We start from the raw sequence: 20037 nt of genomic DNA on the forward strand, positions 1-20037 counted from the left end.
TGTTAAAAGCCCCCCTCTCCTTTTCTTATGTAAAAACCGTTCCTCTGATTTCCCTCCCCTTTACAAAATCTTATCGCCCATGTCGATTTGTGATAACAAACCCTCTCTATAATCCAGATAGAAAGAGATTCGGACGTCTAGACGTCTTGAGAGGGATGAATTATGAACTGGTATCTTCGCTCACTTGGCACACGCAAAATTATGGAGTTCATCGTGCTCGTGATTTTCGTCATTTTTTTCCTGGGGCCTCTGACCAACCTGTTGCTGCTGGCGGTTTCGGGAAAATGGCAGTATCCTGCACCGCTGCCACAGAGCTTGTCACTGGAATGGTGGAAATTTGTATTGACCCAGGATGATGTGCTCAGCTCCATATCTCTATCCTTCCTGATCGCCATTACGGTTACCGTGTGCTCGATTATCGTATGTGTTCCCGCTGCCTACGCCTTCGCGCGGATTTCGTTTCCGCTTAGCAAGTGGTTTTTGTTTTCATTTTTGCTCACGCATGCTTTTCCGAAAATGGGATTGTACGTGTCTATCGCAGTGTTGTTCTACAAGTTCGGGCTGATGAACACCTTTACGGGCATTGTATTGATCCACATGGTGAACACGCTGATGTACATGACCTGGATTCCTTCCTCTGCGTTCCGCAGCGTCCATCGTGCTCAAGAGGAATCTGCCCGGGATGCCGGGGCAGGACCGTTACGGGTTTTCTGGAAAATTACATTCCCCATGGCGCTGCCCGGTATTGTGGTCGCTTCCATCTTTACATTTCTCGCTTCATTAGATGAGGCGCAGGGAACGCTGCTCGTCGGGACACCGGACTATAAAACGATGCCTGTCATTATGTATTCCATTATTGCGGATTATCCGAGTACTACGGGTGCTGTATTCTCCGTCATTTTGACTCTGCCCACGGTGATCTTGCTGCTGGCCGCAAGGCGTTTCGTAAGCGCGGACGTGCTGGCTGGCGGATTCCAGGTGAAATAACGCAATTGGTAAAAGAGGAGTTTGCAAAATCCTGAAAAAGGAGCCAAAGCTAATGTCCATTCAATTATCCATTCGTGAGTTAACCAAACGCTTTAAGACGGGAGACGGGGTCAAGGGCATTTCACTTGACGTGATGAAAGGGGAACTTGTGACCCTGCTCGGTCCTTCCGGCTGTGGTAAAACAACCGTGCTTCGCTCCATTGGCGGCTTTCTGGACCCGGACAGTGGCGACATTCAGATTCAGGGTAAAAGTGTGCTCAAGCTGCCACCCGAAAAACGCCCAACCGCTATGGTGTTCCAAAGCTATAATTTGTGGCCGCATATGACGGTGTATGACAACCTTGCTTTCGGGTTGAAGATTCGTAAGGTGAAAAAGGCGGAAATCGACCGCCAGGTGAAGGAAGCGCTGGCGCTGGTTCGGCTGGAGACGGCAGAGCGTAAAACGCCGGGACAGCTCTCTGGCGGTCAGCAGCAGCGGGTAGCGCTCGCTCGGGCTCTGCTGCTAAAGCCGGATGTATTGCTGCTGGACGAGCCTTTTTCCGCGCTCGATGCCAAGCTGCGCATGGAGATGAGGGAAGAGCTGCGCGACATCCAGACCCAGACGGGAATGACGATGGTGTTCGTCACCCACGATCAGGAGGAGGCACTGTCCATTTCCGACCGGATTGTCGTTATGAATGCGGGACGGATTGAGCAGCTCTCTTCGCCGCAGGAGATTTATGACAAGCCACAGTCGCTTTTTGTAGCGGGCTTTATTGGTCGCATCAATTTATTAAAGGGGGTGAGTACAGGTCGCAGTGTGTCCGTGAGCGGAATTGCGTTCGCGCAGGAGCATGAATACAGCGGTGAATCCATGGTCGGTGTAAGGCCAGAGGATATTGTTCTGACGACGGAAGAAAACGGCTCTCTAGCCGGAACGATCAGGCAAGTGATGATTCTCGGGCATTATGCGGAGGTTTCGCTGGATAGCGGTACCGATCATCTGAAAATGTTTGTGCCGCGTGAACGGGCGGCCGATCTGCGCAGTGGAGAGCAAATCAGGTTCAGCTTCAGTAAAATGGTTACTTTTCCAGCAGCACAGTGAAGATTCACGATCAACCTCTACATCGCATCAATGTCCATCATGAACGCATCATCTGGTGATGCTGCGAACTTGTGCAACTATCTAAAGGAGGCAACAATGTGTTTGGGAAAAAGAAGATAGGTCTGATTTTGTCCGGGGTGCTTAGCTTATCGTTGTTGGCTGGATGTGGAACCGGCAGTAATGCCGCTACAGCTACAGGGGAAGCCAAGGATACGAAAGCAGGAGCAGCTACGGGAACGACAGAAATCTCCTTGTACACTGGCGGTTCTTTGAACGTCAAAGAGCTGTGGGAAACGTTAATCAAGGACTTTGAAGCTAAAAATGATCACGTTAAGGTCAAGCTGGTGTATTTGCCAGCGGGAACCGGGGGCGCATCTACGCTGGATCGTCTGATTGCAGCCAAGAAAAGCGGGCAAACCGATACAGATATCGACCTGTACGAAGGCAGCCTGGATGACATCACCAAAGGGGTAGGCGAAAAACTGTGGGAAACGGTAGACACCGCCAAAGTTTCGAACTTGGCGAATGTCGATGAAACGTATCTCAAGCAAGTCAACAATCAGGCCATTCCATATCGGGCATCTTCGGTTGTCCTTGCCTACAACAGTGCAAAAGTGGCGACACCTCCGAAAACAGCGGATGAGCTGTATACGTGGATTCGCCAGCATCCGGGCAAGTTTGCTTATAACGACCCGTCCACAGGTGGATCAGGCAGCTCGTTTGTGAACACGGTTATCTATAATTTCCTTCCTCCAGAAGCGATGAACAGTGATGATCCGGCAAATATGAAGAAATGGGATCAAGGCTTCTCGTTGCTCAAGGAACTGGGTCCTTCGATGTACCAAAAGGGAGTTTATCCGAAAAAGAACCAAGGCACGCTTGATATTTTGGCAAGTGGAGAGGTGGACATGGTTCCGGCCTGGTCCGATATGGCGCTTGAACAACTGGCTAAAGGTCTGCTTCCAGACACGGTGAAGCTGACACAGATCGACCCTGCTTTTACAGGCGGTCCGTCTTATCTGATGGTTCCTTCGCTTTCCTCCAAGAAAGAAGCAACACAGGAATTTCTGAACTACGTGCTGACGCCGGAAGCGCAAACGGTGGTCATCAACAAAATGTACGGCTATCCGGGGATTAAGTGGAATCTGATGCCAAGTGAACTGCAAGAGAAATTCAACAGTGTATCTTCTGGATACCGCAGCTTTAACAGCGGCGAGCTCCAGCAGGAAATCTACAAACGCTGGCAGAGTGAAGTAGCGGGCGGTTAATCATGAGTTCATCGTCCAAAAGGGGGATGCTGGGGCTTGCCCTGGTCATCCCGTCTTTTCTCATTTTGCTGGTTGTCGTCATTATTCCGATTCTCTATGCCGTAAAGGAAAGCCTGATAGATCAGCATGGAACAGGCTACGGGCTGGCGAACTATATCCGCCTCTTTACGGAGCCTGCGATGCGAAAAAACATGATATATACGATCAATGTCACACTGGTCTCGACAGCCCTCACATTGGTCATCAGCTACGCTTTGGCGATTTATCTGCGATTTGGAAAAGGTTTTGTTGTCAAATGGATCGGCCGATTGTATTTTGTCCCGATGTTCGTTCCTGGCGTAATTGCAACCTATGCGATCATTACGATGTACGGCAATCATGGCTGGGCTGCACGCCTTTTGTTGCCGCTGGGTATTGAAACCATTCCGAGGATTATTTACGACTACAAAGGTCTGGTGCTGGCTAATCTGTGGTTTAACATTCCATTCGCCACCATGCTGCTAAGCTCGGCCCTTGCCAGCATTCCAAACGCTGTTGTGGAGAGTGCCAGAGACGCGGGAGCCAGCACGCTGCAACTGTTTGGGCGCTTTATTTTACCCCTTTCCTACAAAACGATGTGGGTTGCGGTGACCTTCATCTTTATGGGGATTATGGGCAGCTTCACAGCTCCGTTCCTGATTGGCGCCAACTCGCCGCAGGTGCTGGGTGTCGCAATGCAGCAGGTATTTTCCAGCTATCAGGAGACGCATACAGCCAGCGCTATGGCAGTGTTTATGTTTTTGCTGTGTTCTTTTATGGGCTACTTTTATATTCGGACAATGGTGAAGGATGCGGATGCGAGCTAGACAGCCGCTATACACTAAGGAGGTTACAGGGATGAACAGCCAAGCAGAGGTGCAGATTACCGGGTTTAGTGGGCGAGTGTGGGAAAGGGACCTGCTGGATTGCGGGTATCGGATTGCCTTACACAAAGCGGAGGTTGAACTCAGTCCGGGGAACGGATTCCGGTTCACGTTTTCCATGCCGGAAGACGGGTTCGCGGAGCTTGATCTGCTCGCCAGATCGGACAGTGACTGGGCTGCGACAGATCGGGAATCCGCCTTCGTGCGCCTCTACCTGAACGAAGCCTATAATCAGGATGTTATTTTGTATTATGGCAGCAGTCAGGGTGTGTACACCCGTTTGTTGGGGTATCTAAAAGAAGGCGATTATGAGGTCTATGCCGAATTTCGAGAACTGGAGTCGGCCCCGCTTGTATCCAGAGCATGGATCGACGGGGTTGAAATGCGCTGCGTGGCCGATTCGTCTCCAAGATCGCTGATTTATCGCCACACCCCACTTTTATATGGTCGCAATCTGGCACATCCCTATGAGAACCGCTTTACGGATACACCGCTTGTTATGTTCTACTCCGTGGAAGAGAATGAGGGGAAAACGGTCATTGAATACCAGATGATGTACAGCCATGAGGATGAAGGAACGCCCGCACCGCTGCTCATGAGCAAATGGGGGAGAACCACCGATATCGAATGGATGTACCGCGTCGAGCTGGATGCCGGGGGCAATGTTCTGGGTGCTGTTTTCCAGGGGGCACATCATATTACGACTGCGTTTTCAGGCAATTATGATCTGGGCGGGCATCCTGTTCTCCAATCCGCAACGACGAATGGAAACTTTAAAGATACCATTTCATCGGACTATCGTTTTATGCTGCCGCCTGCTTTCCAATGGAAGCCAGAGGAAGAGCCGCGTGAGGCGGTCATGAGTCGTTTTCCTTTTGCTTATCAGGTCACTGGATGGGAGATGGAGCGTCAGCAGGAGCTGGAAATGCCGTCCAATGCGTCTTCCATTATGCTTGCCCACCAGCGCAGCTATGTATTTATCCAGACTTCAAAACGCCCCTTACGGGATTCCAGCAGTGAATCGTCTCCAACGTCCAAGCGGGGCTTTAACCGACGCGAGGAAGATGCCTGTGTGGATATCCAGCTTCGCCTTCACGGCTCGGAGGAGTGGCATTCATCGTGCTATCATGATCTGCGACTGGGTGATTTCAGGGCTGCTTATGAGGGTGCAGAGTCACATTTTTCTACCACGGTCAAGTTATCTGGAGAGGCTGTGCTGGAGGATATAGCTGAAATCAGAGCCGTATTGCTGGAGGGCGGTGCGGACAGCATGAAAGTGGCTGGACTGTATGCTTTTACGCTAAACGAGGAAAACCTGCCGCAGTTTCCTGGTATTCGTACGGATCGGGTGATTGAGCTAACGCGGCATCATCCAGCGGGTATTTTATGGGCAGCAGACAAAAACGGAGCGGGTGCTGGCGACCCTACTGTAAATCGTACTGTGAACGATGCTGTGGATGACCCGACAAGCCAGGATGGGGAGTCATGAGCAGGCTACTGTACGTGGAAGGAACGGTCGATAGAACCTGCACCCAGAGCCATATTACGTACTCTTTTCACATCCCACAGCCGACTGACACGATCCGCATTCACTTCTCTTACACCCCCAAGTTATTGGAGGATCAAGAGCAAGCGCGAGAAATTATTGAGGAAAGCATGAGCAAATACGGATACGACGAACCGGGACATTCATCAGATCTGTGGAAGAAGTATATGCCACTGCAAAATTTATTGACGCTGTCTGTCGATGACCCTCTCCGCCACCGGGGAAATGCACACCGTCCCGAGAGGCAGCAGGAGCATTGGCTCGGTTCGTCTGCGGCTTCGCCGGGATTTCTCGCAGGAAATAATCCGGCGGGAATGTGGCGGATTACCGTCAGTCTGCATGCCGTTGTGACCGAGACGCTTGTTTACCAAATTCACGTATTGGGGGAGGGAGCCATATATGCTTAAATGGATTCCGTCTGAGCTTCACACCCATACGCTTCACAGTGACGGAAAGCAAACGCTGGAGGAGCTTGCCCAAAGCGCAGCGGACCTTGGGCTTGAATGCATCGCTATGACGGATCACAATACCCAGTCGGCACTTGTGGATCAGGAACGGGTTCAGCAGCAGTTCGGTGTCCCGATCATTTCAGGGATGGAGTGGACGACCTTTTACGGGCATATGCTGACGCTGGGGGTAGACCGCTTTATTGACTGGCGTGTGTTGGGACCGGATGACATTCATGAGGGAATCCGGCAGGTGCATGAGCAGGGAGGCATTGCAGGGCTTGCCCATCCATTCAGGATCGGAAGTCCGATCTGTACGGGATGCTTTTGGGAATACACCATTCAGGACTGGCATGAGGTCGATTATATTGAGGTCTGGTCAACGCTTATGCCGTCTATTAAGCGGGATAGCCAGCGGGCGTTTGCCATGTGGACGGATTTATTGAATCAGGGGTATCACATCACGGCTGTAAGTGGTCGGGACTGGCATGTATCGAAACCGGATGATGCGCTTCCGGCTGTCACGTATCTGGGTGTTCGTGGTGAAGCAGAAGAGCAGGAGAGCTTAGTTAACCGGGCAGTTGAGGCGATCCGCCTCGGTTCGGTGTCGGTTACGATGGGACCGTTACTGACGATGTCGGCACAAGTTAAGGGCAGTGAAAAGCGATATCACATCGGCGAATGTGTAGAGCTGGCTGTGGAGGATTTACTGTCTGTGACGGTTCAATTGGATGTGGAAACGAGAGCAGCCCATTACACCCTTGAGCCACAGAACCTTCGCCTTCTGCTGACAAGTAGCCATGGAGTATGCTCCGAGACTCAGATCCCTGCTCAATCAGGAGAATATACGTTGTCATTACAAGATCCCGCAGGGAAAGGCTGGGTGCGAGCCGAATTATATGGATATATGGAAGATTGCGTCACGATGATTGCCTTTACAAATCCGATGTATATCACTTGAACTCAGGTCACTATAATAGAAAGGCTGGGCTTTGGACGGTGTCAACAAAACAAGAGAACATTAAGCAGCTTATAGAGGAATATATAGAGGTCAACCAAATTGAGCCGGGCGAGAGGCTGCCTTCGGAAGCTGAACTTTCCCGATTGTTCTGCGTCTCGCGTGCGACGCTACGGGGAGCCGTTCGCCAGTTGGAAACGGAAGGCAAGCTGTTGGTGAAGCACGGGAGTGGTACGTTCGCTACTTGCCCGCTGCCGAGCATTCCAAGCTCGCTGGACCGCCTGTACAGCATCGGGGACATGATCCGTTCGGCAGGGTTGCGGGAGGATGAGCAGTTGGAATCTATCAAGAGGATGACGGTATGTCCCCCTGATATTGCCGAACGAATGAGGTTTTCCGAGAATGAGCCCATGATCGTTCTGGAGCGGACTCGCACAGCCGATGGAGAAGCGGTAGCCCATTCTATCAATTGGATGCCGGAGACATTAGCAGGTTCGATTTTGGACGGCGGGTCTTTTTCGGGTTCGCTTTTTCAAAGTCTGGAACTTAAAGCCGGGGTACGAATTGTTGGTGCGTATTCGGAGCTTACCGTCCCGAATCATGACGATGCCCATATGACGCGTCTGTTGAAGCATCCGCAGGCTACCGTGTTACTGCTCAAGCAGCTTCATTATGATGAGCTGAACAGACAGGTGTTGTATTCACTGGATTATGTCCGCAGCGACATTTTCCATTTTTGGGTGCGCCGTACGCGCTGATTCATGTAAGAATTACATCTACTATCCAATCGTGCTAGTTTTACATATTCCAAGGGTTAAAAATCGTCATATCTCGTCAATACTGATCTATATGCACTTCATGATGATACACATGGCAAGATGCGTATAAGGAGGTAACGGGATATGAGGTGGCTTGGATGGCTGCTTAAAAAAGGAATGACAGTGGTGCTGGTCAGTGCTTTAACGCTGGCGGTAACAGGTGTGGTCGTGAATGCCTATGTTCAATCGCTGCTGCGGCAGTTTAACATTCAGCTGGATCATCAGCCGGTATGGGGATTGGGTTGGCTGAAGGGAAGCTCTGGAACCGATAAAAGTACAGATACGGGGAAAAACAAAGCTACGGGCGGTGGTTCGGAAAGTGTAACACCGCCTGATGATGCTTTATCCGTCATGGGACAGGGCTTAGCTGAGAGTGGGAGCGGCGCAAAAGGCACGGGTACCAGTGGGGCAACGAATGGAAAAACCCCGCAGAATGGCGGTTCTTCGTCGACTGGTGCGTCACGGAACGCTACACCTGAAACGAGTATTGAAGGTCATGGGCTGGTCATCACGCCCGATCATTTGACGGAAAAGAAGAACAGCTTACCCGCCGAGCAGAAGCAGGAAATTTTTGCGATTCTAATGAATAAATTGCCGCCTGAGGAAATGCAGAAAATATCTGCCGCGATGGAAGGTGGCCTGACCGAGCAGGAGCTGCAGGATATCCAGCAGGTGCTTGCGAAGTATCTAACGAAAGAAGAGTATAACAAGCTGATGGGTATGCTTAAATAGTAACGATTCGATTATGGGGAATGCTCATGCTCACAACAGAATATTGGAATCCGCGCCGGGCGCGGATTTTTTTGCGTGTCAGGAAGGAATTGGAGTGGAGTTGAATTCTTTGTAAAGGCTATGTTAAAGTAAGACAGTGTCGTGAAAAGGTTAAAATTTTGAAACCTTTTACGCAACTATGCAATGCTAGATAGCGACTAATATCATAGATACTTGTAAATACAGGCTGGAATCATAGCGAGAAAAACCAATAACGAACGCATTTATATAGAGATAAGATATGCTGAAAAGGAGAGAATCATGGAGGTTTTTAAGGGGAAGCATTCACCAGACAGCAGGAAAGAAGATTCGAGCGTTGAACACAAGCCTGCTGGAGCAGCAGGGAAAATAGCAATGTGGTGGAACGGACGGAGAAAATGGTTGAGCTGGACCGCAGGCGGTGTGGTGATTGCAGGCAGTCTTATTTTTGCTGGAAATCAATATGTCGGGGCGAATACGGTTCCTTATTATAAAGTGTATGTAAAGGGTGTTGAGGTTGGAAGTATTCTCAATGAGCAACAGCTAAAGCAACTGTATGCAACGAAGAACAAGCAATATAAGGACAAGTATCCCGGTGTGGACATGGTGCTCAATACAAGTGCGGTAACGACAGGCATTGAAAAGGCGTATAAAGTGGATATTGATAGCGGAGCAACACTGAAGAAGCTGGACGGGATGCTCACCGCGTATGCCAAAGGAGTAGAAGTGAAGGTCAACGACCAGACGGTCGGTATTGTAAAGGATAAAGCAACTGCACAGGCTGCTTTGAAGCAAGTGCAGAAGAAATACACACCTGCGGGTGAAGGCACGGCTACAGGCATCAAGGGACTGGTCCGCAAAACATCCGTGGGCAGCAGTCATGCAAATGCCAGTAGCAAAGCCCCTAAAGCATGGCTGGAGTCTGCTAGTATTCGTGAGAAAATTGCATATGAGCCTGTAAAAGCGGACCCGAATAAGGTGCTGACAGAGGCAGAAGCGGTTAAAGCACTGACTGAGGCGCGTGAGGCACCTGTAACGTATACGGTACAGGAAGGCGATTCCTTGTCGTCGATTGCGAATAAATTTAATATGACCGCTTGGGAGATTAAGCAGAACAACCCCGGCTCGCGTGAGCTGTATCTGCAAATCGGGGATGAATTGAAGCTTACCGCTCCAAAGGCTCCGGTTACGGTCCAGACGGTGGAAAAGGTCGTCGAGCAGATTGCCATTGAGCCTGAGATTGAGGTTCGCCAAAGTGACGAGCTGAAAGCAGGAGTTACCAAGGTTGTCAGACCTGGACAGGCAGGCTTGAAGGAAATGGATTACCGTCTGACCAAGGAGAACGGCGAGGTCGTGCAAGAGGAATGGCTCGGTCAAAAGGTGTTGCAGCCGTCTGTTTCCGAGGTGGTGTTGAAAGGAACAAAGGTCGTAGGCGAAGGATCGGGAGAGTTCGCTTGGCCGGTGTCTGGCGCAGCGATGTCGAGCAGCTTTGGCGCACGCTGGGGACGTATGCATGAGGGTGTCGATTTGGTTGGCAGTCCTGACATCCGCGCATCGGATGAAGGTGTAGTTACATTTGCAGGTCAGCAGAATGGCTACGGCAATGTCATTATGATTGACCATGGTAATGGCTACCAGACAGTATATGGGCATTTGAGCAGCATTGGCGTTCATGTGGGACAGGTGGTTCAGCAAGGCGAGTCGATCGGAGTTATGGGGAACACAGGACGCTCGACAGGAACACATCTACATTTTGAAATTCGTAAAGACAATACGCCACGCAATCCAATGACGTATTTAAGATAGAAGGATCGTTTATAACGCTGGATGATGATTGGTGAGGATACGGGGAAGGCCATGTTTTTCTGCATGCTTAACAGTGGGTGCAGACATGGCTTTTTTTGTGCAAGAAAAAGGGGCTGGACAAGTAATGGAATGGCGTGCGGGTATGGTAGAATAGAATAAGCAGCTTATGGACACTGACAAACGAAAGTTAATATATAACATGATCCGTAGGAAGAGGTGAGCGCTGTATGCAGGGAACGATTCTGGTGGTGGATGATGAACAGCCTATCGCTGATATTTTGAAATTTAATTTGGAAAAAGAGGGCTATCAGGTGATTTGCGCCTTCGATGGAATCAGCGCGGTGGATATCGCAGTCAAGCAGCAGCCTGACCTGATCTTGCTGGACCTGATGCTGCCGGGGATGGACGGCATGGACGTGTGCCGCGAGGTGCGCGGGCATCAGCTCCAGACGCCGATTATTATGCTGACTGCCAAGGACGGGGAAATTGACAAGGTGCTGGGGCTGGAGCTGGGCGCAGATGATTATGTGACGAAGCCGTTCAGCACACGGGAATTGCTGGCGCGGGTGAAGGCACAGATGCGCAGACAGCAGCGCGGCGGGGTAGGCACGTCGGAAAGCCGCTCGCAGGAAGAGAAGCAGGGGCTGCGCGTGGCTGACCTCTTTTTTGATACGGATATGTATACAGCTTACAAAAACGGTACACCGCTCGATTTGACGCACCGGGAGTATGAGCTTCTGTATTATATGGCGAAAAATGCCGGGAAGGTCATGACAAGGGAGCATTTGCTCCAGGCGGTGTGGGGCTTCGAATACTACGGGGATGTGCGGACGGTGGATGTGACGATCCGGCGGCTGCGCGAGAAGATTGAGGAAAACCCGAGCAAGCCGGAGACGATCCTGACGCGTCGTGGACTCGGATACATTATTAGCGGGGGCAAGGGTGGCCTGCGGGCATGAGATGGCTGTCTTTCTTTCGCACGATTCATGCGAAGCTGATCATTATTTATGTGCTGTTGATTTTAGTGTCGATGCAGCTGATCGGGGTCTATTTTGTCAGCTCCATGAAGAACTCTTTGACGAGCAACTTTACACAGGACTTGCAGGCGCGGGCGGAAATGCTGTCTGTGCTGGCAGAGCAGGATCTGAACGGCAGTGACGGTAAAATGGAGGAAGACAGCGTGGAAAGTCTGCGCGCACGTGTGAATAATCTGTTTGATTTTAGCGGCGCAGAAATTCAGGTATTGGATGCCAGCGGCAAGGTGCTGATTACTTCTCAAGGCTCACACGCCGATTATGTCGGACGCAAAAATACGCAGACGGTGGTCAGCCGTGCACTCCAGGGTATCCGTGACAATGAGGAGTACATGGTGGACGAGGATAATGTCCGCAAGAAGGTCGTCGCCAAGCCCGTCATCAGCCAAGGCAAGATTGTCGGTGCGGTGTATATCGCCGCCTCGATGACGGAGCTGTACGATACGATGAAGCGCATTAACAATGTGTTTCTCTCGGGTATGCTGATTGCGCTGGCGTTGACGGCTGTGTTGGGCGTGGTGCTGGCGCATACGATTACACACCCGATCAAGGTGATGACGCGTCATGCGACAGAGGTTGCCGAGGGCAAATTCGACCAGCAGATGCCTGTGTTTGGCGACGATGAGATCGGCAGGCTCAGTGTGGCCTTTAACTATATGACAGGCCGCTTGCGCGAGGCGTTGTCACAAAATGAAGAGGAGAAGGAAAAGCTCTCCTCCATCTTGACCAATATGAGCGACGGTGTGGTCGCTACAGATGACAATGGCCGGGTTATTCTGGTCAACCGCCGGGCCAGTGCGATGCTGGGCGTGAACGAGAACGAAATGGCCGGCAGACATATCGCGGTGCTGCTCGGGATCGACCCGGAGGAAACCGAGGCCCTCTACAGCGGATCTTCGGCTTCCACGCTGCTGCAACTGGAGCCAGCGGGTCAGGACGAGCCAATCGTCATCCGCGTGACGTTCACGCCGATTCATCGGCGGGAATTTGGCATTACGGGGACGATTGCCGTGCTCCAGGACGTGACGGAGCAGGAGGAAATGGAGACGACACGTCGGGAGTTCGTAGCGAATGTATCGCATGAGCTGCGTACTCCGTTGACGACGATCCGCAGCTATGCCGAAGCGCTGGATGATGGCGCAATGGGTGAACCGCAGCTCGCGGAGCGTTTCGTAGGTGTGATCCGCAACGAGACGGAGCGTATGATCCGGTTAGTCACGGATTTGCTGCATCTGTCGCGGCTGGATTCCAATGAAGCGCCCTTGCGGATGCAGCCTACTGATGTGATAGAAATGCTGGACGAAGTCGCGGATCGGTTTTCTTTTCAAATGAAGCAAAAGCATATCCGGTCTGGAATGTTCGTGGAGCAGGGGATCGGCAAGGTCGTGATTGACCGGGATCAAATTGAGCAGGTGTTGGACAATCTGATGTCCAATGCTTTGAAATATACACCGGAGGGCGGAAATATTCGGATTGAAGCCCGCCGCAATAGTGAGGGAATGCTGTCTATTTCGGTACAGGATACCGGAATAGGGATTCCCAAAAAGGATTTGGATCGGATATTTGAACGGTTTTACCGTGTGGATAAGGCCAGATCGCGCAATATGGGCGGTACGGGACTAGGGCTGTCGATTGCCCGGGAAATTGTAAAGGCGCATGGAGGCCAGATTTTTCTGGAGTCAGAATATGGTCAAGGGACCTGCACGACCTTTACGCTCCCCATGTTGGGTGAAGGGAGGGAAGCACAGTGAAGGAACGTTTGAAATCATGGGCGCTTATTTTCCTGGTTGCTTCCAGCCTCGTACAGAGTTATTTTCTGATTTACCGTCTTCCAGGCAGTGATTCTGTACTTACCTCGGAGACGAACTATGTCAAAACCGAGAGTATGGGACAGGAGAAAAAGATTGAAAAGCTCGTGTTTCCTGATAAAATGCTGATTCACCAAGGGCAAAACAAGCATACCGTTTTTTATCCGGGCGTTGCGTTCTATGATTTGATTTTTACACGGCTGGAAAGCCGGAGCTTTAACAGCTTTCAACGTCGGAGTATCCAGTCGGCAGATTGGGCGCGGATTCGCAGCGAGAATGAGGGCATGGAATTATCCTTTTCAGGCGGTGTCCCGGTCTCATTACTGGAGCGAGTTATGCGTCTGACGCCGGATTCCGTGTTTCAGGGAGAGACGATTAATCGTATCTGGATCTATATAGATGAGAAAAATGCCAAGCCGCACGCCCTCTTTTTCAGTGCCAGAGGTGATGTGGTGTATGAGGCAAATCAGTTTGATATGACGATGGAGGATATCCGGCAGCATGTGAATTTCGGTAAAAATGCCCCGTTGTACGAGCTGGTGGATAATCAGTATTATATTCCGGCAGATAATCTGGAGACGGTGCAGCCCGTGGTATATGCCGGGTTGTTCACGACAGAGCAGATGCAGCGGAATTTGTTTTTCGATCCGGGGATTACGCGAAATATTCAGGAGAAGGACGGTTCCCAAATTTATACGGACAGCAAGCGTAGTCTGCAAATTAAGCAGGAGCAGCGTTGGATGAGCTATACTGATCCGAGTGCGCCGGGGGCGGGCGGAAGCAGTTCGGTGAGGGATGTACTGGCGGCGGTTGATTTTGTGAATCAGCATGGCGGTTGGGATGCTTCGTATCAGTTGAAAATGAGAAGCAGCGACGAGAACCGTACCAATGTGCTGTTCCAGCAGTATTACGGATCTTATCCGGTGCTGGATACGCCATCCTTCCGGTTTGGCACGATTTTGTTGGAAATCCAGCAGGAAACGGCATCCGTTTATGATCGTTCGCTGTTGTACCTCAAGGGCGGCGAGCCATCCTCGAAGAAGGTTATGCTTCCGGGTGGCGAAACCTTGAAGAAGCAGCTCGAAGCTGTAGCTAAAGGGAAAACGATTAGAGATCTGACCCCTGTATATCAGCCGGAGCTGATCAATGATGGGTTAAAGCTCGTTCCCGAGTGGCGGGTTACGTTGGGCGACGGTTCTGTGGCAGAGATTCACGCTGTGGCAGTGACGGCGACAACGGCGAGTACACCGCAAGCGCAGCAGGCTCAGGTGGTAAAGAAGTGACCATATAGGCTTATGACAGAAGGGGGGAACGGGAATGGATTGGAGTCGCGCCAAAAACGTACTGATCTGCACGTTTTTGCTGCTCAATATAGTACTGGGGCGCCAGTTGTGGAGTGATGCGCAGGAAACGGCAGGGCCGAATCTGGATTTTACTTCGCTGGATGAAAATACGCAGCGTTCAATGGAAGAGAAGAGCATTCAGGTGCTGGCTCCGATTCCCGGGGATACTCCCCAGTTGCCGAAGCTGTCTTACACTTATGTTCATGGCGGGGAAAAGGATGTGCGTGTGAAGCTACCGGAGGCTGTAGACAGCAAGCTGGTATTCACCCACGATGCGCTGGTTGAGGCATTGCAGCCGCAAATCAGGGACATAGACAACTACCAGTATGATCCGCTGGATGTTCAGGAGGAGCTTGCATCCGGACAGGCAGATGCTTTTGTGCTACACCCGTTGGTACAGGGAAAGTGGCCTTTATTTAATGTGAAGCTGGCCCTGTTTTACAGTAACCAAAAAATTATCGGATATCGCAAAATCCAGGTCGATCTCCAGCCCTCGGATGAAGCGAAGAAAATGCTGCCCGCATCCAAGGCGCTGGCACGGTTGATTGACAGTTATTTGCCGCGTGATGCGATTGTGAAGGATATCCGGCTGGGCTATTATGGACAGACCTTTAACTCGGATAGCCAGGTGGCTGCACCTGTATGGCGGTTTATGCTGGATAACGGGCAAGGCGTGTATTACGTGCAGATGAACGGAGATGTCATTAGTCCAAAGACAGAACAAACAGAAGGGTCTTGAACAGATATGGGGATTTCATTTACCGTGCTGTCGAGCGGTTCGACCGGCAACGCCACCGTTGTCCGGAACGAAGACACGACATTACTCATCGACGCAGGTCTCAGCGCGAAGCGTATTGATGAATTGCTGAAGGAACGCGATCTGAGCGGAGAAGAGTTGGATGGTATTTTGGTCACACATGAGCATTCCGATCATGTTAAAGGACTAGGCGCCATGGCGCGTAAATATAATTTACCTGTGTATGCGAATGAGAAGACGTGGTTTGCCATCAGCAATGCTGTCGGGCAGATCGCGGACGATAACCGCAGAATATTGGAGACAGGCGCAACACGCGAATTTGAATCGTTGCGTGTAGAGTCTTTTGGTATATCACATGATGCGGCTGAGCCAGTAGGGTATAGCTTTTACGATGGGGCAGAGAAGCTCAGTGTAGCGACCGATCTTGGCTATGTCAGCGACAAGGTGAAGCAGGCGATTTCCGAAGCAGATGTATTGGTGCTGGAGTCTAATCATGATGTGGAAATGCTGCGCATGGGGCGTTATCCATGGAACATCAAGCGCCGTATTCTCAGTGATATCGGTCACTTATCCAATGAGATGGCGGGTGCGATTCTGAGCGAGCTGCTGACGGGACGGACGAAGCGAACGTATTTGGCGCATTTGAGCCGCGACCACAATATGATGGAGCTGGCAAAGCTGACCGTGCGCGGGGCGATGGAGGACCGCGGCTGCTTTTACAAGGATAGTGAGTTCCGATTGTGCGATACGTATTATGATCGTCCTACACCGTGGGATAAGGTGAGTGAGCCATAAAGCTGTCCAGCTCGGCGGCTTTGCGTTCAACCTCTTCGCGGGTCACAATGCCTTTGTCCACCAGTAGCTCAATGAGTGTACTTAACGCCAGCGTGTTGCGGTAATGCTCGTCTTTCAGATCCGCAAGCTTGGCAGCCATACGAACTTCATCCATAGCTGAGCGATGTTGATTCATCATATATTCCTCCTGTTAAAATATTTTAAAAATGGCGTGTGATCGGCTTGGTTTTGCCGGGTGCTGTGATACAATAAAGCTAACAACTGAAAGCTTTCTGAAAGAAAGCTTGTATCAGAAAGCATAAGCTGTTACAAGCGAACGGGAACAGGCCAGAACGTCTCTATGAGACGATCATTTTGTAATAGAATAGAAGACTTGTTACTATTGTAGTCAATTGGTTTGGAAATCATTCCTCCTTTTTCCTCTATTCGGAGTGGATTGCGGCGTGTATGCTGGTTAATGAGATCAGTATGCTTAGGGAGGCCCCATTTGTGGTGATTAATAAGTAGGCTGAAATGATCTGCTGTTTCGGTCATGGGGGATATTCAATCCATTTTGGCGTTCAAACGGAGCGAGTCTCTGTAGCATAGGTTGGCGCAAGCCCGAATAGCCCTATTTTTTTAGTGAGTGTCGGTGCATGACAACGAAGGGGAGAGGATGAACATGGGCTTGTTTGATGACGATTTTTATTCAACGAGGGTATCTACGCGTGCGGCCAAAAAAAAGGCATTCAAGGCACGTCGCCGAGGACAGGAACGTTGGCCGTACAGGCGTCGAAGCGTGAGTCCGGTGCAGGCTGCTGTCATTAGCGGTGCAGTCAGTGCGGTGGTTGCGGTGCTGCTGTTCAGCTTTATTACAGGTCTGCCCTCCACGACAGCAGTAACCGGAGCAAGTCATTATCCCATGCGCCAGGCGGCGGGTGACCCGTATGACCGGATTGTGCAGGCGGCAGCCAAGGTGCGTCCGGCGGTCGTCAGCATTGTGAACCTGAAAGGGGAAGGCGGACGTAGCACGGAGCCGTCGGCGCTTGGATCGGGTGTTATTTTCCGGATAGCTTCCGGCAAAGCCTTCATTATGACTAACAACCATGTGATTGAAGGCTCGGATGATCTGGAGATTGTAACTGTGGATGGTGTCAAAAAAGAGGCGAAGCTGATCGGCAAGGATCGCATTAGCGATATCGCAGTGCTGGCGGTAGACGATAAGGGCATTAGCACGATAGCAGACATCGGTGATTCCAGTAAGCTTCTTCTGGGCGAGACTGTGATTGCCATTGGTAATCCGCTCGGCTTGGGCGATACGCTCACCTCCGGTATTGTGAGCTATCCGAATCGGATTATTCCCATTTCCATTAATCAGGACGGCGTATATGACTGGGAACAGCATGTTATCCAGACCGATGCAGCAATTAATGAAGGAAACAGCGGCGGTGCGCTGGTCGATCTGGACGGACGTGTGATCGGCATCAATACGATGAAAATTGCCGATACCGGTGTGGAAGGACTCGGCTTCGCGATTCCGGCCAATGAGGTCATGAAGACGGTGAATGAACTGGTTGAGGACGGCAAGATTACCCGCCCTTATCTGGGGGTATACACGGTTGACCTCAATAATGAGTATGCTCCGCTGGATGAAACACAGCGCAAGGAACTCAAGCTGCCTGACACCGTAAAGGACGGGGCGGTTGTTCTGGAGGCACACGGCCCTGCCAAGGAGGCAGGCTTGAAGCTGAACGATGTCATTACCGCGTTCGATAGTGAACCGATCAACTCGACGCTTGATTTGCGACGCTACTTGTACGATAACAAGAAAATTGGCGACGAGCTGAAGGTTACCTTTTACAGGGCAGGCAAGGAAGAATCCGTGACGTTGAAATTAACGGATAAGCCGGAAGGCTAAGTTTTAATGGTTAGGCATAACTATAAAAAAAGGCGTTCTCCGGATCATTTTCCGGGAGCGCCTTTTTAGTTTCGCGGTTGTATTGTAGGTTAGGATGCCGTTCCCGTCACACGGGTTCCGCTCTTGGTAATTTTGTAGGTTACCACATCGCCGCTCCAGAAATGGAACTTCAGCGTGACTTCACCATCCTTCACACTGTTAAAAAATTCAGGCAGCAGCTTGATGCCATTCGCATCATACGCAGGGGCAAAGGTATTGCCAAATTCCTTATACGGTGTCCAATCCTGCGGACCGGCATTGCCGCCATTGCTATAAACAGCTTCCATGGTGGCAAGCTGGCTGCCACGGAAGTCCGTTGGAATGGTAAAGGTTTGCGTAGTACCCTCGGTTGCGCTTAATTTTGGTGTATCATACACGACGACTTTAAAATTCCAGTCTGCCCCCTTGTTGAACTTGGCGTTAATGACTGCATTCTCACCATATTTACCGGAGGTGGTTAGGCTGGTAAGCAAGCTGGCCTTCAAGGTTAGTGTATCTCCGCTCAGTGTGTAGTCGGTGCCCTGTTTCAGTTGCTTGTTGTTGGCGCTTAGTGTGCTCAACTGATTGCCGTTCAGGTTTAAAGTGACCGTGGCATCCTGAACGGAGGTGCCTTTCTTCAAGTGAATGAGGTCACTGACTGCATTGGAGGATCGTCCTTTTAAGCTGGATTTCATGACATTAAAGAGCTCAGGATCGGACCACTTGTATGTTGTGCGGTTGAAATGCTGGCCATTATCCCAGAGGATGCCTGTTAATTTTTTCTCTTTCATATAATAAGTCAGGTATTCAAAGAATTTCAGCTTTTCGCCTTGTTCGATAACACCTGTATTTTTATCGAAGCCGAGCAGACCGTATTCGCCGACAATGACCGGAATACCTCTAGCCACAAATGTGTTATAGGCGTTATCAAAGGTTTGAATAATATCGTTTTTGGTATCCTTCTCAAATGTAGTATAGCCCGCAATATTTACACTGAAAGCCCAATAGCCGTAATAGTGAATGGTTGCAATTAGGTTGGGATCGTTCAGCCTGGTTATGGTGTTGTACAGCTCGTTGATTTTGTTTTGGGCAGGTGAAGTATCCAAGCCGGGCAGAACAAGTGGGCGTGTTGCATTATTACCGCCAGAGGCGCGGACGATTTTGTGGAAGGAAACATTCAGTTCTTGGAGCATCTGGTTCATTTTCGCTTCATCCGTCGTTCCTCCTTCGGAGAAACGAGGTTCGTTAATGCTCTCGAACATCAGCTTGTTCGGCTGATCTTTAAAGCGATTGGCAATTTGTGTCCAAAGTGAGTTATAACGAGCCAGCACTTCATCATGCTTGGGCTCCATACTGCTTACCCATGACCATGAATCATGATGGACATTGAGCATGACGTACAGATTGGCATCCAGTGCCCAGCGGACGACTTCTTCTACACGGTTCATGTAGGCAGTGTCAACGGTGTAATTCGGTGCAGCTCCAATGTGTTTTTCCCAGGTGACGGGAATACGAATGCTTTTGTATCCTTGGGCAGCAATTTGCTGGATCAGTGCCTGAGTAATGCGTGGATTGCCCCAGGCAGTCTCATCTGCCCCGACAGCATCCAGGGAATTTCCTAAATTCCATCCGGGCTGCATGGCTTCGACATACGATTGCATACTGCTGGCGGCGGTGGCTTGTGGTGCTTGTCCTTCAGATTCAGCAGCGGCGGCAACGGACGCGAACGTGGATAATAACAGGATGATGGCAAGCGTCAACGACAGCAATGAAACGGGTCTTCGTTTGAACATACAGGCAGGCCCCTTTACAGAGTTATT

General features: G+C 50.7%; 18 protein-coding genes. 16 read left to right on the forward strand and 2 right to left on the reverse strand.

Annotation, left to right across the window (positions count from 1 at the left end; translation table 11 throughout):
• Window positions 1-162 precede the first annotated feature (162 nt).
• From ACIFQM_RS07360 to ACIFQM_RS07430, 15 genes are all read left to right on the forward strand, one after another.
• Window positions 163-987: an ABC transporter permease gene (locus ACIFQM_RS07360; protein WP_025683712.1), complete on the forward strand. Its 825-nt coding sequence runs from the start codon at window positions 163-165 to the stop codon at window positions 985-987.
• A gap of 52 nt (window positions 988-1039) precedes the next feature.
• A complete protein-coding gene (locus ACIFQM_RS07365; protein ID WP_430042955.1) occupies window positions 1040-2071 on the forward strand; it encodes an ABC transporter ATP-binding protein in 1032 nt (343 codons plus the stop codon).
• A gap of 98 nt (window positions 2072-2169) precedes the next feature.
• Entirely contained in the window at window positions 2170-3339 is a 1170-nt protein-coding gene (locus tag ACIFQM_RS07370) for an extracellular solute-binding protein (RefSeq protein WP_430042956.1), read from the forward strand.
• 2 nt (window positions 3340-3341) lie between these two features.
• Window positions 3342-4184: an ABC transporter permease gene (locus tag ACIFQM_RS07375; protein ID WP_025683715.1), complete on the forward strand. Its 843-nt coding sequence runs from the start codon at window positions 3342-3344 to the stop codon at window positions 4182-4184.
• A 31-nt stretch (window positions 4185-4215) separates the two neighbouring features.
• A complete protein-coding gene (locus tag ACIFQM_RS07380) occupies window positions 4216-5730 on the forward strand; it encodes a hypothetical protein (RefSeq protein ID WP_430042958.1) in 1515 nt (504 codons plus the stop codon).
• Window positions 5727-6194, forward strand: coding sequence for a hypothetical protein (locus ACIFQM_RS07385; protein WP_430042960.1), 468 nt, complete (start codon window positions 5727-5729; stop codon window positions 6192-6194). Before ACIFQM_RS07380 ends, ACIFQM_RS07385 begins: the two co-directional genes overlap by 4 nt.
• Complete coding sequence (locus tag ACIFQM_RS07390) at window positions 6187-7194, forward strand: CehA/McbA family metallohydrolase (RefSeq protein WP_430042962.1); 1008 nt, start codon at window positions 6187-6189, stop codon at window positions 7192-7194. Before ACIFQM_RS07385 ends, ACIFQM_RS07390 begins: the two co-directional genes overlap by 8 nt.
• A gap of 38 nt (window positions 7195-7232) precedes the next feature.
• Complete coding sequence (locus ACIFQM_RS07395; protein WP_430042964.1) at window positions 7233-7949, forward strand: GntR family transcriptional regulator; 717 nt, start codon at window positions 7233-7235, stop codon at window positions 7947-7949.
• Window positions 7950-8093: 144 nt separating this feature from the next.
• Window positions 8094-8741 (forward strand): hypothetical protein, encoded by a 648-nt coding sequence (locus tag ACIFQM_RS07400; RefSeq protein WP_430042966.1) that lies wholly within the window; start codon window positions 8094-8096, stop codon window positions 8739-8741.
• 300 nt (window positions 8742-9041) lie between these two features.
• Window positions 9042-10565 carry a peptidoglycan DD-metalloendopeptidase family protein gene (locus ACIFQM_RS07405; RefSeq protein ID WP_430042968.1) on the forward strand — a complete coding sequence of 508 codons (1524 nt, stop codon included), beginning with the start codon at window positions 9042-9044 and terminating at the stop codon, window positions 10563-10565.
• A gap of 227 nt (window positions 10566-10792) precedes the next feature.
• A complete protein-coding gene (yycF, locus tag ACIFQM_RS07410; RefSeq protein WP_430042969.1) occupies window positions 10793-11524 on the forward strand; it encodes a response regulator YycF in 732 nt (243 codons plus the stop codon).
• Between the two features lie 71 nt (window positions 11525-11595).
• Window positions 11596-13350 (forward strand): cell wall metabolism sensor histidine kinase WalK, encoded by a 1755-nt coding sequence (walK, locus tag ACIFQM_RS07415; RefSeq protein WP_430043082.1) that lies wholly within the window; start codon window positions 11596-11598, stop codon window positions 13348-13350.
• A complete protein-coding gene (locus ACIFQM_RS07420) occupies window positions 13347-14690 on the forward strand; it encodes a YycH family regulatory protein (protein ID WP_430065193.1) in 1344 nt (447 codons plus the stop codon). Before walK ends, ACIFQM_RS07420 begins: the two co-directional genes overlap by 4 nt.
• 34 nt (window positions 14691-14724) lie before the next feature.
• On the forward strand, window positions 14725-15489 hold the full coding sequence (yycI, locus tag ACIFQM_RS07425; RefSeq protein WP_430065195.1) for a two-component system regulatory protein YycI: 765 nt from the start codon (window positions 14725-14727) through the stop codon (window positions 15487-15489).
• A gap of 6 nt (window positions 15490-15495) precedes the next feature.
• Complete coding sequence (locus tag ACIFQM_RS07430) at window positions 15496-16302, forward strand: MBL fold metallo-hydrolase (RefSeq protein ID WP_430042976.1); 807 nt, start codon at window positions 15496-15498, stop codon at window positions 16300-16302.
• On the opposite strand, the gene ACIFQM_RS07435 is transcribed toward ACIFQM_RS07430, so the two are convergent.
• The gene (locus tag ACIFQM_RS07435) at window positions 16271-16477 is read right to left on the reverse strand and encodes a hypothetical protein (RefSeq protein ID WP_430042977.1); all 207 of its coding nucleotides are present in this window, start codon (window positions 16475-16477) and stop codon (window positions 16271-16273) included. The two genes, ACIFQM_RS07430 and ACIFQM_RS07435, sit on opposite strands and share 32 nt — an antisense overlap.
• A gap of 486 nt (window positions 16478-16963) precedes the next feature.
• Between ACIFQM_RS07435 and ACIFQM_RS07440 the strand changes: the two genes are divergently transcribed.
• Complete coding sequence (locus tag ACIFQM_RS07440; RefSeq protein WP_430042980.1) at window positions 16964-18199, forward strand: S1C family serine protease; 1236 nt, start codon at window positions 16964-16966, stop codon at window positions 18197-18199.
• Window positions 18200-18288: 89 nt separating this feature from the next.
• On the opposite strand, the gene ACIFQM_RS07445 is transcribed toward ACIFQM_RS07440, so the two are convergent.
• On the reverse strand, window positions 18289-20010 hold the full coding sequence (locus tag ACIFQM_RS07445; RefSeq protein ID WP_430042982.1) for a cellulase family glycosylhydrolase: 1722 nt from the start codon (window positions 20008-20010) through the stop codon (window positions 18289-18291).
• Window positions 20011-20037: the final 27 nt, after the last annotated feature.

Source organism: Paenibacillus sp. NRS-1782 (assembly GCF_050467685.1).
GTDB lineage: Bacteria > Bacillota > Bacilli > Paenibacillales > Paenibacillaceae > Paenibacillus > Paenibacillus terrae_A.

Bases quoted from the DNA above. Each gene is read 5' to 3' on its own strand.
- ACIFQM_RS07400 (WP_430042966.1), top strand. From the start codon at position 8,094: ATGAGGTGGCTTGGATGGCTGCTTAAAAAAGGAATGACAGTGGTGCTG.
- walK (WP_430043082.1), top strand. From the start codon at position 11,596: ATGCAGCTGATCGGGGTCTATTTTGTCAGCTCCATGAAGAACTCTTTG.
- ACIFQM_RS07360 (WP_025683712.1), top strand. From the start codon at position 163: ATGAACTGGTATCTTCGCTCACTTGGCACACGCAAAATTATGGAGTTC.
- ACIFQM_RS07445 (WP_430042982.1), bottom strand. From the start codon at position 20,010: ATGTTCAAACGAAGACCCGTTTCATTGCTGTCGTTGACGCTTGCCATC.
- ACIFQM_RS07435 (WP_430042977.1), bottom strand. From the start codon at position 16,477: ATGAATCAACATCGCTCAGCTATGGATGAAGTTCGTATGGCTGCCAAG.
- ACIFQM_RS07405 (WP_430042968.1), top strand. From the start codon at position 9,042: ATGGAGGTTTTTAAGGGGAAGCATTCACCAGACAGCAGGAAAGAAGAT.
- ACIFQM_RS07380 (WP_430042958.1), top strand. From the start codon at position 4,216: ATGAACAGCCAAGCAGAGGTGCAGATTACCGGGTTTAGTGGGCGAGTG.
- ACIFQM_RS07375 (WP_025683715.1), top strand. From the start codon at position 3,342: ATGAGTTCATCGTCCAAAAGGGGGATGCTGGGGCTTGCCCTGGTCATC.
- ACIFQM_RS07390 (WP_430042962.1), top strand. From the start codon at position 6,187: ATGCTTAAATGGATTCCGTCTGAGCTTCACACCCATACGCTTCACAGT.
- yycF (WP_430042969.1), top strand. From the start codon at position 10,793: ATGCAGGGAACGATTCTGGTGGTGGATGATGAACAGCCTATCGCTGAT.
- yycI (WP_430065195.1), top strand. From the start codon at position 14,725: ATGGATTGGAGTCGCGCCAAAAACGTACTGATCTGCACGTTTTTGCTG.
- ACIFQM_RS07440 (WP_430042980.1), top strand. From the start codon at position 16,964: ATGGGCTTGTTTGATGACGATTTTTATTCAACGAGGGTATCTACGCGT.
- ACIFQM_RS07365 (WP_430042955.1), top strand. From the start codon at position 1,040: ATGTCCATTCAATTATCCATTCGTGAGTTAACCAAACGCTTTAAGACG.
- ACIFQM_RS07385 (WP_430042960.1), top strand. From the start codon at position 5,727: ATGAGCAGGCTACTGTACGTGGAAGGAACGGTCGATAGAACCTGCACC.
- ACIFQM_RS07430 (WP_430042976.1), top strand. From the start codon at position 15,496: ATGGGGATTTCATTTACCGTGCTGTCGAGCGGTTCGACCGGCAACGCC.